The 15,535-nt window shown below is 72.0% G+C and carries 10 protein-coding genes and 1 pseudogene; 10 read left to right on the top strand and 1 reads right to left on the bottom strand.

What is annotated here, in order from left to right:
- Positions 1–9 precede the first annotated feature (9 nt).
- The 9 genes and pseudogenes from ACFY9V_RS03655 to ACFY9V_RS03615 all read left to right on the top strand — a co-directional run bounded on the left by ACFY9V_RS03655 (position 10) and on the right by ACFY9V_RS03615 (position 7,111).
- The gene (locus ACFY9V_RS03655; RefSeq protein WP_391159141.1) at positions 10–357 is read left to right on the top strand and encodes a hypothetical protein; all 348 of its coding nucleotides are present in this window, start codon (positions 10–12) and stop codon (positions 355–357) included.
- A gap of 66 nt (positions 358–423) precedes the next feature.
- Positions 424–1,383, top strand: a complete 960-nt coding sequence (locus tag ACFY9V_RS03650; protein ID WP_391159139.1) for an SUKH-3 domain-containing protein — start codon at positions 424–426, stop codon at positions 1,381–1,383.
- Positions 1,384–1,573: 190 nt separating this feature from the next.
- Positions 1,574–1,630: pseudogene (locus tag ACFY9V_RS03645) on the top strand (hypothetical protein); the annotation flags it as partial.
- 365 nt (positions 1,631–1,995) lie between these two features.
- On the top strand, positions 1,996–3,795 hold the full coding sequence (locus ACFY9V_RS03640) for a choice-of-anchor P family protein (RefSeq protein ID WP_391159136.1): 1,800 nt from the start codon (positions 1,996–1,998) through the stop codon (positions 3,793–3,795).
- 192 nt (positions 3,796–3,987) lie between these two features.
- Entirely contained in the window at positions 3,988–4,632 is a 645-nt protein-coding gene (locus ACFY9V_RS03635) for a dihydrofolate reductase family protein (RefSeq protein ID WP_391159134.1), read from the top strand.
- A 123-nt stretch (positions 4,633–4,755) separates the two neighbouring features.
- The gene (locus tag ACFY9V_RS03630; RefSeq protein WP_355336451.1) at positions 4,756–5,127 is read left to right on the top strand and encodes a sortase-dependent protein; all 372 of its coding nucleotides are present in this window, start codon (positions 4,756–4,758) and stop codon (positions 5,125–5,127) included.
- Positions 5,128–5,318: 191 nt separating this feature from the next.
- A complete protein-coding gene (locus ACFY9V_RS03625) occupies positions 5,319–5,930 on the top strand; it encodes a class F sortase (RefSeq protein ID WP_391159578.1) in 612 nt (203 codons plus the stop codon).
- A gap of 214 nt (positions 5,931–6,144) precedes the next feature.
- Complete coding sequence (locus ACFY9V_RS03620; RefSeq protein ID WP_391042400.1) at positions 6,145–6,636, top strand: sigma-70 family RNA polymerase sigma factor; 492 nt, start codon at positions 6,145–6,147, stop codon at positions 6,634–6,636.
- Positions 6,620–7,111 (top strand): hypothetical protein, encoded by a 492-nt coding sequence (locus ACFY9V_RS03615; RefSeq protein WP_391159133.1) that lies wholly within the window; start codon positions 6,620–6,622, stop codon positions 7,109–7,111. Before ACFY9V_RS03620 ends, ACFY9V_RS03615 begins: the two co-directional genes overlap by 17 nt.
- Positions 7,112–7,210: 99 nt before the next feature.
- Here ACFY9V_RS03615 and ACFY9V_RS03610 read toward each other — a convergent pair whose 3' ends face one another.
- A complete protein-coding gene (locus tag ACFY9V_RS03610; RefSeq protein WP_391159130.1) occupies positions 7,211–14,128 on the bottom strand; it encodes a glycoside hydrolase domain-containing protein in 6,918 nt (2,305 codons plus the stop codon).
- A gap of 461 nt (positions 14,129–14,589) precedes the next feature.
- Here ACFY9V_RS03610 and ACFY9V_RS03605 point away from each other — a divergent pair, with 461 nt between their 5' ends.
- Positions 14,590–15,480: a serine hydrolase gene (locus ACFY9V_RS03605; protein ID WP_355336455.1), complete on the top strand. Its 891-nt coding sequence runs from the start codon at positions 14,590–14,592 to the stop codon at positions 15,478–15,480.
- The last annotated feature ends 55 nt before the right edge of the window (positions 15,481–15,535 follow it).

Genomic DNA, 15,535 nt, shown 5'->3' with positions numbered 1-15,535 from the left:
GGGCGAGCGGTGCGGGAATTCGATGCGGAGCAGGTCCAGCAGCTACTGGCCGGCCCGAGATTCGTCGATGAACCCGGTGAGCGCGCCTGCCCGGCATGCGGAGCCGTCGCGGTGCGGACGTACGTCTACCGGCGGGTGGGACCCCACCGCACCGTACGCATCACCTACATGTGGTGCGCGTCCTGTCGGCGCCACAAGGGATGGACGGGCCCCGACGCCGGGCCGAGCTTCGATGACCCGCTCCTCCAACTCCCCGAAGCGGCGCGCGACATCCTCCTGAAGGACTTGGAATCGCTCTTCGCCAAGCTCGACGCGCTCTGGGAGGCCGGAGACCTGCCCCAGCACTTCGGCGACTGACCGCTCGCGGAACACGGGGCCGGGCGTTGGAGAGGCCGATCCACGGGGGGCGACCGGCGTCGGCCGGTGCCGGGCTGCGGGCCCGTCCCGCCGCGTTGGTCCGCCCTGACCGAGCGTGTCGCGCGGGCGGCCGGGTGGTATCCGGGACGCGCGGTGCCGGTCGGCCGTTGGGAAGGCGCGCTGCTCGGCGCGGGGGTGCGCCTGCATGACGCGGCGACGCGGTTCCTGGGCGAATTCGGCGGGCTGCGGACCGATACGTGGACGCCGGGACCCGTCATGCCGCAGTCGCCGTTCCGGTTCGACCCCGGCGCGGGGCGGGCGGAGCTCGAGCGGTTCGCCCGGATCAGCGGGGAGTCGGGCGCGGATCTGTGTCCCGTCGGACTCGCCGACGGCGGCGAGAGCGTTCTCGCCGTGGCCGTCGACGGGACCGTGCACATCGGCACGGACCGGCCGGAGCCGCTGGCGGACGACGCGTACGCGGCGATCGAGGAACTCGTCATGGAGCGGCACACCGCCGCGCCTCTGCCGTTCGTCCTCGACGGTGATCACCTGGTGTTCCCGCGCGATCCGGAGCAGGACCGGCGGCCGGAGATCGGCACGCGCTGGTCGGCCGAGACCGACTGGGCGCTGCGGCGCGGCGGTTGGCGTCCGGGGCGCGAGGTGTCCACGGCCGACTGGGAACGGCGGCTCCGCGAGGACGACGAGGGCTTCGTCATGCACGAGGCCGCCCGGCGGTTCCTCGGCGAATTCGGCGGCCTGGAGATCGTCCAGCGGGGGCCCGGGCGGACGATGGCCCGTTCGCCTTTCCGCCTCGATCCTCTGGCGGCGCTCTACGAGTCCGAGATCTTCGACGATCTCAGCGAACAGGCGGGAGAGCGCCTTTACCCTCTCGGCTCGGTCGACGGCGGAGTCGCCTACCTGTGCATGGCGCCCACCGGCGCGGTCTTCACGGGCATGGACGACCCCTACCGGCTGGCCGGGTCCGGCGACGAGGCGCTGAACAAGCTGATCGAGGGCAGTGCCTGAACGGCACCGGGACCTCGGCGGTAGCGTGTCGCGACGTGCCGTTTCCCGATGAGCGCGGTCAGGTCGATGCGGTGGAGTACCGGTCGCGGTGGCCGGGGGAGTTCGAGCTGCGTGCGGGGCGGTTGCGGGAGGCGCTGGGTGACCACGCGTCGGGGGTCGATCACGTCGGGTCCACGTCGGGTCCACTTCGGTGCCGGGGCCGGCGGCGAAGGACCGCATCAATGCGCGGGCGCGGGTGAGGGCGGTCGGCGAGGCGCGGGGGGTGCCGCTGCTCGCGGCGATCGGCTTCCGGTGCCGTACCGAGCCGTGGAACAGCGTCGAGGTCGCGGGCGGCCGGACGGGCCGCAAGCTCGTCACCGCGTGACCGCCGGGAAACGGCTCGGCAAACCTCCCGAATCGGTCGGCCGGGCACAGACCGGGGGCTTGCGGCAGTACGCACCGGCTTGTGCGGCGTACGGGACCTCGTGTGCATCAAGCGGGGCGGCGCGCGCCGATGTGCGCAGGGGCGGGGGGCGGGGAGGGTGACCGCAGACGCGCAACGCGTCGGCACGGCGGGCCTGTTGACGAGCGATCGGACGGCGCACCGGCGTGCCCGTACGAAGGAGATTGTCGATGAGAGGCTTCGGCCTGGCAGATACCGGTATCGACGGAAGACGGCGCGGCGAAGGGAGCGGCGGGGCCAGTGGCCGGGCGGACCGGCGGTGGCGCAGGCGGGTGGCCACGGCGCTGTTAGGGGTGACCGTGCTGGCCACGGGATCGCTGGTCGCGGGCGGCCCGGCGCAGGCGAACACGCCCGGTCAGCCCGGTACGCCGAGCGCGCCGACGAGCGTGTTCACGGAGGACTTCGAGAACGGTCAGGGCCCGGCGGTGACGACGCTGCCGGACTACACGGGCGCGGCGCCGCTGGCGGAGACGTACACCGCCGATCCGGCGTGGCTGACCTCCTGCAACGGTCTGCTCGTCTCGCAGCAGGGCCCCGCGAGTCCCCCGCCGGGCGTCAACTGCGGCGGCTTCTGGAACGCGAACAAGCAGATGGCCGTCGCGCTGGGCACGTGGGCGGGCGGCAACGCGTCCACCAACCACTCGCTCACCGCCTACACCTCGGGTGATCCGGGCGCCGGGCGCACCGAGTTGGAGACCGTACGGCCGATCCCGCTGAGCGCGAACCACCGGTTCCTGACCTTCTCGGTGGACGCGGCGGCCCAGAACTGCTTCGCCAGCCACCCCCTGCTCGCCTTCTACCTGCTCGACGGCGGCACCGCGCGCGCCGCGTTCACCTCCCCCATCGACCCGTGCCAGAACCCCGGTTCGGTGATCGGCGGCACCTCGGTGGGTACGTACGCCAGCAACGGCTCGGTGCTGTTCAGCGGCGACTCGGCCGGTATCCGGCTGGTCAACGAGCAGGCCAGCGGCAACGGCAACGACGGCGCGATCGACAACGTCCGTCTGCTGGACGCCACTCCGCAGCTCGACCAGGGCTTCGCACCGGCGCACCTGCCCGTGGGCGCGCCCACCACCCTGACCTTCACCGTCACCAACACCAGTGAGCTGGCCGCCAAGAACGGCTGGTCCTTCGGCGCCCAACTCCCGGACGGGCTGCGGCTGGACGGCAGCAGCGCGACCACCGACTGCGGTACGGGAACGGCCACCGCGAACGCGGCGGACGGCACGGTGACCGTGAGCGGTGACCTCGCCGCCGGTCAGCAGTCCTGCACCGCGACCGTCAAGCTCACCTCCAACGACGGTGGCACGTACCAGATCTGCGGCTCGTCGATCACCGCCCCGGTCGGCGTCGACCTGCCGGGCTGCGCCTCGGTGACCTTCACCGCGCCCGTCTTCGACGCCCGCGCGCACGGCGTACGGCTCACCTCGCCGCTGCTCGACATCGGGCCGCTGGCGCCGTCCGCCCACTCCTGCACGCCGCTGCCCGGCAGCGACAGCCACTCCGTGGTGAGCGCCGGGCTCGGCTCCGTCGGCAACCTCGGTGTCCTGACCACCGACGCCTCGGGGACCGTCGACAGCGACGGGACCCGTACGGCCGCGGCCCACGCCCAGACCACCGGCGTCAATCTCCTCGGCGGCCTGATCACCGCCGACCTCGTCGGCACCTCGGCCCGGGCGCGGCAGTCCCTCACCGACACCGGGCCGGGACCGGTCTCCTCTACCGGCTCGACCGTCCTGACCAACCTCCGCGTCGCCGGTGTCACCGTCGCCGCCAACGCCGCGCCCAACACCACCATCGCCCTGCCGCTCGTCGGCTCCCTCGTCATCAATCAGCAGACGACCGTCGCCGGAGGCAAGGGCATCACCGTCACCGCCCTCTCCCTGACCCTCCTCACCGGCGTCCACGTCACGATCGCCCAGAGCACCGCCGCCCTCCTCACCTCCACCGACCCCTGCCCCGCCACCTGACACAACCCGACCCGACCCACCCGCCCTGCCCGGGGCCGCGCGGACACCCCCGGGCAGGGCGGCTCCACGCCGAGAGAAGGCCCCCGGACCGGACCCGGTCAGCCGGCAGCGGCCCGAAGCCGGGCGATGAGTTCGGGGGGTGGTGGGGGTCTACCTCTTGGACGGGGAAAAGACACCGATCGGGAGTACGTCATGGGTCTCATTCACATCGAGCTGTTCACGACGCTGGACCTGGTGGGGCAGGCGCCCGGGGGGCCGGAGGAGGATCCGGAGGGGTTCTCGTACGGGGGGTGGCAGGTGCCGATGCTGGACGAGGTGGCCGGGGCGCAGGTGGACGCGGCGTACGAGGGGACGGACGCGCTGCTGCTCGGACGGCGGACGTACGACATCTTCGCCGGGTACTGGCCGCATCAGAAGGACGGGGACAACGGGGGGTTCGCCACGCTCTTCAACAGCGTGCCGAAGTACGTGGCCTCGCGGGGTACGCCCGATCTGTCGTGGGCGGGGTCGACGCACCTGGGGCCGGATCTGGTGGCGGCGGTGCGCGAGGTGCGGGAGCGGCACGAGCACATCAAGGTGGTCGGGAGCCTGAACCTGGTGCAGACGCTGCTGCGCGAGAAGCTGTTCGACCGGCTGGACCTCTGGGTGCACCCGATCATGCTGGGCGTCGGGAAGAAGGTGTTCGACGGCGGCGCGGTCCCCACGAACGTCACCCTGCTCGCACCGCCCGTGGCCAGCCCGAAGGGCACCGTGCACCTGCGGTACGCGCGCGCCGACGGCGTCCCCGGCGCCGGCGACATGAGCGCGGTCGACCGCGACGCCGGGCAGGGCGCCTGAAGCACCGTTCGGCGGCTTTGCCAGCTCTTTACAATCCGTTCCGCCCGCGTCTCGTCTTTTCAGTCGATCCGCACCTCAGCCCGCGCGTGACCGCGCGGGCGGGCCGACGAAAGAGAGCGATTCATGCGCCGAACTGTTCTGAGCGCCGTGGCACTCGCGTGCACTGCCGTGCTGGCGAGCGGTGTGCCCGCGTTCGCCGACGGGGCGTCCCCGACCCCCACCCCGACCAGCGTGAAGACGCAGTCGGCCGCGCCGTCGACCGGGCCTTCGGACGCCACCTCGTCCGCGCGGCCCTCCGCGTCCCCCGCGCCGACCAAGGCGACGTCGGGCCAGGTCCCCGCGGTGCCGAAGGGAGCGCCGAACACCGGTGAGGCGCCGGTGGCCTCGCACGGCGGAAACGACGGCGGCCTGATCGGCGGAGGCGCGGCCGCGGTGCTCGCGCTCGGCGGCGGGGCGGTCCTCCTCGTACGCCGCCGGCGGGCGACCGGGGCGTGACCTCCGGCCGCACGGGCGACCGGAGCGCGGGCGACCGCGGCGCGGGCGACCGCGGCGCGGGATTCCGAGACACGGGCTTCCGAGACGTGAGCGACCGCGGCGAGGGCGACCGAACCGCGGGCGATCGGACCGCGGGCGACCGAACCGCGGGCTTCCGACTCACCGGCCCCCGGCGCGCCTTCGTCACCGCGGTGACGGCCGCCCTCCTGCTCACCGGCTGCGGCGGCCATCACGCCGCGGGCCACGCAGCGGGCGACGCCTCGGGTGACACCTCCAGCCGTACCGCCGTGACCGAACGTCCCACCGGCGCACCGCCCTCTTCGCGGCCCGCCGCGAAGTCGGTACGCGCGCTGGCGCGTTCGGTCCCGGTGCGGCTGGAGGTCCCGGCCATCGGGGTCAACACCCCGGTCATGGAACTGGGGTTGGCCCCGGACGGCACCGTCGAGGTCCCGCCGATCACGGCGCACGACCGCGCGGGCTGGTACCGGGGCTCGCCGACACCGGGTCAGACCGGCCCCTCGGTGATCCTCGCCCACGTCACGGTCGGCGCCTACGGGGACGGGGTCTTCCGTCACCTCTCGCGGCTGCGCGCGGGCGACCGGATCGTGGCACGCCTGAAGAACGGCGAGGCGGCGCGGTTCGCCGTCACCGACGTCCGTACGGTCGCCAAGTCGGACTTCCCGACGGACGCGGTCTACGGCGACGTGAACCGTCCCGAGCTGCGGCTCATCACGTGCGGCGGCCCGCGCGAAGGCACCGGCTACCGCGACAACGTCATCGTCTTCGCCTCGCTGATCCCGTAGCGGGCGCGTCACGACGAACCATGGCCAAGGCGGTCTCCTGACGCCTTCCCCGAGTCCCGGGCCGCCGCCGATCCCCGTACGTCGGCGGCCCGGGACCCTCCCCGAGCGACCGCACAGGACCGCGAGGAACCGTAAGAAACCAAAAGTCGGCGACGACCCGCACGACCCGCAAGAAGTCCGCGACAGCACCACCCTGCCCCCGACATGGAGAGCGTTGAAACGGTCCCGCGAGAAGGCAGCGTCCGAGCTGTTCGCCGCCTTCTACCCGCGCCTCGCCGGCTGGTGCCGCCGCCTGGTCGACGACGACGAGACGGCCCACGAGATCGCCTCGGAGGCGTTCACCCGGCTCTGGGCGCGCTGGACGGCGGTGGCCGAGCCGCGCGGCTTCCTGTACGTCACCGCGACCAATCTCGTACGGGATCATTGGCGCAAGCTGGAGCGCGAGCGCAGGGCCGTACGCCGGGCCACCGTGGAAGCCGCGGTACGGCCGCCGGCCGAGCAGACCGACCCGTCGCTGCGCATGCTGGTGCAGTCGCTGCCGGAACGCCTGCGCGTGCCGATCCTGCTGCACTACTACGCCGACCTCCCGATCCGGGAGATAGCCCTGCTCACCGGCCGCAAGGAGGGGACGGTCATGTCCGACCTCCACACCGCCAGGGAACTGCTGCGCGCCCACTTGAGGAGAAGCCTTGATCACACAGTCTGACGACGGTCAGGACTTTGACCCCGAGGACCCGCTGACGGTCATCCTGCGGCCCGCCCCCGACCATCTCGGGCTGCCGCCCGGCCGGTACGAGAAGATCCGCCGGGGCGCGGCCCGCCGCCGCCTGCTCCGTATCGCCGTCGGGGTCGGCCTGTCCGGCGCCGTCGCCGTCCTCGTCGCGCTGCCGCTGCGCATGGCGGGACCGCAGTCGCCCGCCGCGCCCGCGATCCCGCTCGGCACGCCGCCCGCGAGCGGCCCCGCGGCCAGGCCCGCCGCCACCACCCCGACGCCGCGCCCCGCGCCGACCGACGCCCCCGCCACGGCGAAGACCCGGCCCACGGCCCAGGCCCCGTCCCCGAGCGCCGCCACGCGGACCGGACCGCCCTCCAAATCCGCCTCCGCCTCGCCCACTCCGACCCCCACCACGGCCCGCCCGACGGACCGTTCCTCGGAGGGTCCCGCCACTTCGAACCGGTAGGCCGCGCAGGGGTGTTCCGTCCGCCAGCCCCGCAACACACCGCGGGGCCCGGCCAGGATGCGGTCGGGCCCCGCGGGGCTAGGCGGATCGGGGGGGCGGTCAGTGCCCGTTGCCCCGCGCGGACCGGTGGAAGGCGACGGTGTAGGTACGGGTCACCGAGCCGTTGGGTGAGGTCAGGGTGACGGTGCGGGTGGTGGAGCGCGGCGCGGTCGAGGAGACGACCGCGCTTCCGTCGGTGACCTTGACCCGGGTGCCGGGCTGGGCCGGGACGGCGGTGACGGCCGGGACCTTGCCGTTGGCGGGGAGGTCGACGACATACGTGGAGACCTCGGGGTCGAAGCCGTCGACGGCGACTCCCCCGACCTTGAGGGCACTCGCGTCGGCGACGCTCGCCTTCGTGGCGTCGGCGTGGTTGGTGACGGTGACCGAGCCGTCGTGGTTGACCACGACGCGCGCGGCCATCGCGGCGGCCAGATTGATCCGCTCCCAGCTCGGTGCGCCGTCCGCCGTGAGGTCGAGCGGGTAGCCCGAGTCGGTGGCGGTCTGCTGGAGGATCTGGGTGCGCTGCCCGGCGGTGAGGTCGGGGAACGCGGTGATCAGCAGGGCCGCCGCGTCGGCCGGCGCCGTGAGGGGCTGACCGGCCTTGCCCGTACGGGAGAAGCCGTAGGTCAGGCGCTGCGTGTAGACGTCGATGTCCTGCGCCGTGGTGAGGCCGCCGTAGGAATCGCCCGCGCAGGCGGCGAGCGTGTCGCCGTATCCCCGCTTCTCGCACTGTGCGAGCAGCACGTTCTCGATCTCGGTGTGGGCCTGCGTGAGCAGGTGCGCGAAGTCGGGGTCGGCCCATCGGTGGGCCACGGTGGCCTGCCCGGTGATGCGCCCGCCCATGACATCGAGCGGGTAGTGGAAGCCGAGGATGACCCGGTTGTCGCCGTACTCCGAGGTGCGGGCGAGGATCGACGGCGCCAACTCCGGCAGGAGCGTGGCCAGTACGGTCCCGGCCTCGTATCCGCCGTACGTGTGACCGCTCGGGTACGAGCCGCTGGTGGCGAGGCCGCTGTACGAGCCGTCCTGCGACTCGTAGACGTCCCCGCCGTCGCCGACGAAGCCGAGCCGGACGTACGGGCGCAGGTAGCCGTAGTGGTCCTTGGCCGCGTCGTGGGTGTCGAGACCCTGGGTGACCCGGCCGAACAGGGCGTTGGTCTTGGGCAGTTGGCCGCCGCTCAGCGCGTCGCTGTAGATCGCGCCGAGCCGGGAGCCGAGGCCGTCCGCCAGGGTGACGGTGGCGCTGTGCGTCGCGTCGACCTCGGCCCTGTCGACCTCCTTCTGCGTGGCCGCGTTGTTGACGCGCACCGCGATCTCGTCGTTCTCCGCGGTGAGTGACACGCCCTTAGCGACCTTGGAGTTGGCGCCGAGGACGCTGGAGGGGAGGTGGTCGAAACCGCTGAGGAGATTGGTGAAGTAGTCGGAACCGTCGCCGGTCGCGGGCCACTTGTCCGACGCGTAGCTCGCCTTCAGCGTCTCGTCGGGGAACGGGGACGGGGTGTACGCCGGGGCCGCCGTGTCCTGAGCGGCGGCCGGGTCGTCCGAGGTCCCGGCCAGCGTCACCGCGGTGACGGTGGCCGAGTGGACCTTGGCCTTGGCCGCCGCCTTGCCCGCCGAAATGCCCTCCTCCTTGCCCTCGGACTTGCCCGCCGTCGTGCCCTCCGCCTTGCCCTCGGACTTGCCCGAGACCGTGAGCAGCGCCGTGCCGGTCGTGGCGGGAAGGTGCGCGGTGGAACCGTCGTCGAGGGTCACGGTGTAGCCGATGACCGGGAATCCGCCGTCTCCGGCCGCCCGCCAGGTCACCCGGACGTGGCCGCCGTCCGTGGTCACCCCCGTCACGTGCGGCTTCTGCGGCTTGCCGCCGCCGGTCACCACGGGCGCGGTCGCGGCGCTCTGCCGCGAGGCGCCGACGGCGTTCAGCGCCTGGACGCGCGCGGTGTACGAGCGGCCCGCGGGCAGTGAGGTGAACACCGTGCCGCGGCTGTTCGGGTCGCGGATCTCGACCTGGTGGCCGTCGCCGAGGCTGATCCGGTAGCCGGTGACGGGCGAGCCGCCGGTGTCCTGCGGCGCCGCCCAGGCGACGGTCACACTCACGCCGGACGAGGTCGCCGACACCGCGCCGGGCGCGGCCGGAACGGTCTTGGGCTTCGTCCTGAGCGCGGACATCGCGCGGTCGAGGGCCTGGTAGCGCGCGGTGAGGGCCGTGTCCGTCGCCTTGTCGTCCGCGACGGCCGCCTTGGCCGCGGCGAGCGCGGTGGTGAACGCCTTCCACGACGCGTCCGTGTAGCGCGCGTTGTCGAGGGCCGACGCCGTGCCGACCAGGCCCTCAAGTCGCAGCCGGGGCAGCGGAATCAGCTGGTCGGCGGCGAGGGTGAGACTGCGGGTCTGCGTGTCGACTTCGAGCTGGGCCGCGTCGTCGGCGGCCAACAGCTCTTGCGCGGAGGCGAGTTCACGCCGGAACACGCCGAAGTCGATCGTGTCGTAGCGCGCCGCGTCACCGGACAGTCCCGCGTACCGGTCGATCGCCTCGCGCAGCGCGGTCTTGTCCGTCGCGGTGGGCGTGTCGACATGGCTGAAGGTGATCCGGCCCAGATTCGCGACGTACGGGTGCGAGGAGTCCGGCGTCGTCAGCAGCCGCAGGTGGACGGTGTGGGTGCCGGTGACCGGCGTGGGCAGCGTCAGGCTCGTCGTGCCTCCCGACGACCACGCGCTTCCGGTGACCGGCAGCGGGACGGTCGCGTACGGCGTCCCCGGATCGGCCGCGTCGAAGGAGTCCAGGTAGAGCTGGACGGCGGAACCGGTGCCGCAGCGCGTGGAGTTGTTGACGTAGGTGAAGGTGACGGTGTTCTTCGGGGCGGACCCGAAGTCGACGGCGCCGTAGCCGGCCCAGGCGCCGTTGTACGTACCGCCGAGGTCGGTGGTGGAGCCGGAGCCGGTCCAGCCGACCGGCTCGCTCTTGAGGCCGCCGCCGCTGTTGGAGTCGAACGCGGTCGCGTCGAAGCCCACCGGGGCGTCGGCGGTGCGCGTCAGGGTCAGCGAGTAGACGTTGGCCACGTACGGCTGCGAGGACGACTGGGTGCTGGAGACGAAGTCGGCGTACACGTCCTGGACGCCGGTGAAGACCGCCGGGTCGAGCTGAACGGTCGCGGTGGCGAGCGTTCCCCAGCCGGAGCCGGTGTAGTCGAGCGGGATGTTGACGGCCTTCTCGCCGTCCTTCGAGCCGAGGTGCAGTTCGAGGTGCGAGTCGGACGCGGCGCGCGACTGCGGCTTGTCGTAGCTGACGGTGACGGTGTCGGCGCCGTCCTTGAGGTCGGCGGCCTTCCACTGGGCCCACGCGCCGTTCGTGGTGTTCTCGAAGATGCCGTTGCCGAGGCTGAGCGGCAGCGAACCGCCGCCGGTCGTCGTGCTGTTGGCCGCCGTCAGCGTGGCGAGCGTGGTCGAGGGCGATGAGGAGACCGCCTCGGGCGAGAACTGGTACCAGTCGAAGTTCGACACCCACTGCTGGCCGGACGGCGCGTGGAAGACGAACGTCGCACCGGACGCGGCCAGCAGCGCGTCCGGGTCGGTGACGGCCGCCCGCACGGTGGTGTAGGTCTGCCAACTGCCCGTGCCGGGCAGGGAGACGGTGGCGACGACGGGGCCGTCCGCGGCGCCCGCGTGCACGTCCACGCTGCTCGGCTTCGCGCTCGTGGCCTGCGAGTTGGCGTAGCGGACCGCGACGCTGCGCGGGGCGACCCCGCCGAAGTCCAGCTTGTTGTACCGCTCCCAGGCGCCCTCGGTGACCCCGCCGAGGTCGCCGTCGGAGTAGTACGCCTCCTTCACGAGGCTGGGGCCCTCCATCTGGTCGGGAGCCTCGGCCTGGAGTACGGCGTAGCCGCCCTCGTCGATGGTGAGCGCGTCGGCGGCCGAACGCAGCGCGTCCTGCGCCGCCATGAGCGTGCCCGTCCTGGCGGCGGTGTCCGCGAGGACGGTCCGCGCGCGCTCCAGCGCCGAACGGAACAGCGTCCAGGAGCCGTCGGAGTAGTTGCCGCCGTGCACCAGGGACGCCTGGTCGACGAGCGCGCCGAGCGAGGCGCGGTACACCGCGGCGGCGGAGACGGTCAGCGGGTCGGTCGCCGAGATGCCCGTGCCGCTCACCGTGGAGGCGCGCACGCCGTGGGCGAAGGCCGCGTCGCGGAAGGTGATGCCGTAGCGCGCGTCGACCTTCGCGGTGCCGGTGAGCGACAGCGTCGCCGTACGCGAGCCGGTCACCCGGAGGTCGGCCGTCACGCCGCCGGGCAGGCCGATCACGCTCGCCGCGCCGGTCCTGGTGAGGCTGGTGCCGCTGCGGGCGGCGAAGGACGCCGGTCCCGACAGGGTGAGCTTCACGCTGCCGTGGACGGTGCCGTCGGCGGCGGTGGCGACGGTGTCCGGGCGGGCGGACATGACGGTGCCTGTGCTGCCCGTTCCGGTGCCGCCGTGGCCGGTGTCGGTGTCCAGCGAATACGCGGGCTTGGTGTCGACGCCCCACCGGGAGGGCTTGGCGCCCATGGTGAAGTCGAGGGTCCCGCCGGCGATGATTTGCGAGTAGTCCAGCCAAGTGTCGCCGAAACGCTTGCCGTTGAGGGTCGCGCTCTGCACGTAGTAGGTCGTCGGCGAAACCCCGCCGGCCTTCACCGTGAAGCGCGAGCCGTTGGCGTACGTGATCGTCGTGGAGTCGAAGAACGGGCTGCCGATCTGGAACTGGCTGGAGCCCGCGGTCACCGGGAACAGGCCGAGGGCCGCCGCGACGAACATGGTCGACATGGTGCCCGCGTCGTTGTCCATGGTCGGCAGGAAGCCGTTCGGGGCGAGCTTGTAGACCTGCGTCTTGACCGGCGGAGTGAACTCGCCGCCGCCGCTGGGGGCTTCGTTGGTGGAGCCCGTCGCGATGTACCGGTTCCAGGTCGAGCCGGTGTAGATGGCGCGCACCCACTTCTGCGTCAGGCTGGGCTCGCCGACGTAGTTGAAGAGGTACGGGGCCTGGAGGTCGATCTCGTTCGCGTTGGAGTGCAGCATGGTCGAGCCGTTGTCGAGGGCGGAGTCCTCGCCGAACATGTGGTCGACGGCGGCCTTTCCGGCCTTGGCGCCGCCCATGGCCTTGATGAGGCCGCCCATGTCGTAGGCGTCGTACCAGTGGTACTGCCAGAGCGTGCCCTGGTAGAGACCGGCCGCCTCGAACTTCTCGTAGTCGGCGCTCTGCCAGTCGCCGCCGGACGCGCGCGGCGTCAGCAGACCGACCTTGGTGCCGTCACCGGCCGTCCAGGCACCGGACTTCACCAGGTTGTCGATCGCCATCGTCGACTGCGTGCGCAGCTTGGCGGCGTCCGCGTCCTTGCCGAGCGCGCCCGCGATGACGGACAACGCCCACTGGTCGTAACCGCGTTGGACCGTCGTACCGGGATCACCGGTGACGTATCCCTGGCGCAACTGCGCGCCCGTGTAGAACCCGGAGTACGACAGCAGCGCCGGATACGCCTCGTCCAGCCGGTCGAAGTTCTTGTAGCCCTTCGACAGCGCGTCGGCGATCACCACCGCCGAGCGCTCCCACCGCACGGTCGGCACCGAGTGGGTGAGGCTGCCGAGGCTCTTGCCCGAGGCCTGCGCGTCGGCGAAGAGCACGATGAGCGACTGCACCAGGTCCCGGTACGTGGCCGGGTCGATGTACGCCTCGACCGAGTACTTCCTGAAGTCGTCCCAGGTGGACCAGCCGTCGTAGTACGTGAAGCCGTTCGCGGTGTGCACCGCGCCGTCCGCGCCGCGGTAGGTCCCGCTTGTGCTGGTGGCGTTCACCGGCAGCCCGTACATCCGGTACAGGTGCGTGTAGAACTCCTTGGTGAGCGTCGACCCAGGGTCGGACGTCGCGGAGGCGCTGACGGCGACCGCGCCGAGCGTGCTGTTCCACTCCGCCTTCGTCCGCGCGCGCGCCTGGTCGAAGGTGAGGTCGCCGACCTCGTTGCGCTGGTCGGTCACGGCCTGTTCCGCGCTGATCGGCGAGAGCGTGACGCGCAGTTCGACGTCGCGCCCGTTCGCCGTGTCGAATCCGAGGACCGCTCCGGCGTCGGAGCCGTCCCGCGTGGTCGCGTCACCCAGCGTGCCGTCGTTGCCCCAGCTCTTCAGCGACGTCACCGGGACATTGGTCGTGGCGGCGTAATAGAGCTGGTACGAGGCGCCGTTGAACGAACCCGCGATGAGGCCGGTGATCGAGGTCGTCCCGTTCGGGAGCGTCGTCGCCTTCATCGTCGTGCGGGTGCGGCTGGTGAAGTTGTTCGCGAGGTCGAGGACGAGTTGGGGCTCGGCGCCGTCGGGGAAGCTGTAGCGCTCCAGGGCCGTACGCGTCGTCGCCGTCACCTCGGCCTTGACGGTCCCGGCGTCCCGCGTCACCGCCGAGGCGGTCCCGGAGACCGACCCGAGCCCCACCTGGTAGTAACCGGGCGTCGCCGTCTCGTCGTTGTGGCTGTACTGGTGCGCGTACGTGCTGGGCGCCGGGCGCTTGTCGTAGCGCACGGACGTCGGGACGACCAGCAGGTCACCGCCGCCGCCCGAGCCGCCGACGCCGTCGAGATTCGTCGCGGTGAACCCGGCGATGCGGCTCTCGTTGTAGTCGTACCCGGTGTGGTTGCGGCCCGGTGTGGTCAGCGGATTGACCTTGGCGAGGCTGTGCGGCGCCTCGGCGCCCGGCAGGTCGTTGCCGTCGTCACCCGCGGTGGAGACGAAGGGGTCGACGAGCTTGGTGTAGTCGGTGCCGCTCGTCGCGCCGGACGTGCCGGACGTGTGGGACGTGTTGGACGCTTTGGCCGAGGGTGCCGCCGCGGCCGTACCGGCGCCCGCCAGCGCGGCGAAGGCGAGCGACCCGGTGAGCAGCGCCGCGACCGTGGCGCGCAGGCGGCCGTGGTGCCCGCGGGCGGCTCCCGGTGGCGTCACGCGCGGCGTCGGGGCGTGGGATCTGATGGGCATGTGGCCTCTCCGGAGTCGCGGAACGCACGCACGACCCCGGGACGACAACGTTGTCAACCCAACACTGGAGCGTGCAGAGTGAGATGGCGGTGGACACGCCGGAGTATTCCCGCAAGCGCCCACGGACGTCCACCATCAGACACGGGAAAGGCGTACGGGGGACAAACGGAATCCGCACAGAAGGTGCGCTCCGGGCGCACGGGCCGGGGCGTGGCCTCGCCTCATGCGGCCGGTGGCCCGTCGGCCGGAGCGGACCGGCCCCCATGGCCGATGTGAAGGGGTGTGGGACGGGAGTTGGAGGGGAGCCGTGAGGTGAGTCGGACCGGGCGCCACATCTCCGGTGGATAACGACTCGGTGAGAACCGGCCGGGCACCACATCCATCCGGCCGGGTGGCGCGTCTCACCTTCGAGCCGCACACTCTCGTGTGACCGCGCCGCAGGGGCATTTGGAGCAATCAACGTGATAACCGGCAGCAAGGCCATTCGTCGTACGTCCGTGGTGGCCGTCACCGCGGGCGCCGTACTGACCGTCGGAGCGCTCGGCTCCACGGCCCAGGCGGCGACGCCCGCGCCGCCCCCGATCGTGGCCAAGGGCGGCTACGTGATGAACAACTCGACGGGCACGACCTACTACACCAAGACCGCCGACACCAAGCGGTCCACCGGCTCCACCACGAAGATCATGACCTTCGAGGTGGTGCTGCGGCAGAAGAAGCTCAACCTGAACGCCAAGGTCACCGTCCAGAAGGCGTACAGCGACTACATCGTCAGCAAGAACGCCTCCTCGGCGCGCCTGATCGTCGGCGACAAGGTCACCGTGCGGCAGCTCCTGTACGGGATGATGCTGCCGTCCGGCTGCGACGCGGCGTACGCGCTGGCCGACAAGTACGGCGTGGGCTCCACGCGCGCCGCGCGGGTCAAGCAGTTCGTCGGCCAGATGAACTCCACCGCCAAGGCGCTGGGCCTGAAGAACACCCACTTCGACTCCTTCGACGGAATCGGCAACGGGAACAACTACTCGACGCCGCGCGACCTGACGAAGCTCGCGAGCACCGCCATGAAGAGCGCCGACTTCCGCTCGGTGGTGAAGACCCGCTCCATCAAGACCAAGGCCACCACCAAGAGCAACGGCTACCGCTACTACACCTGGACCAACACCAATACGCTGCTGGGCAGTTACAGCGGCGCGATCGGCCTCAAGACGGGCTCGGGCCCGCAGGCCGGCTACTGCCTCGTCTTCGCCGCCACCCGCGGCAACCGCACCGTGATCGGGACCGTCCTGTCGTCCAGCTCGGTGAACCAGCGGGCGACGGACGCCAAGAAGCTGATGGACTACGCCTTCAAGCGCTGACGCGCCAGTTCGACGAGAGCCCTTGACGAAAGGGCCCGCTGATCAAGAGGCCCCC

This window comes from Streptomyces sp. NPDC008317, from assembly GCF_042955955.1.
In the GTDB taxonomy this organism is placed as follows: Bacteria; Actinomycetota; Actinomycetes; order Streptomycetales; family Streptomycetaceae; genus Actinacidiphila.
This window is presented reverse-complemented; position numbering and strand designations above follow the sequence as displayed.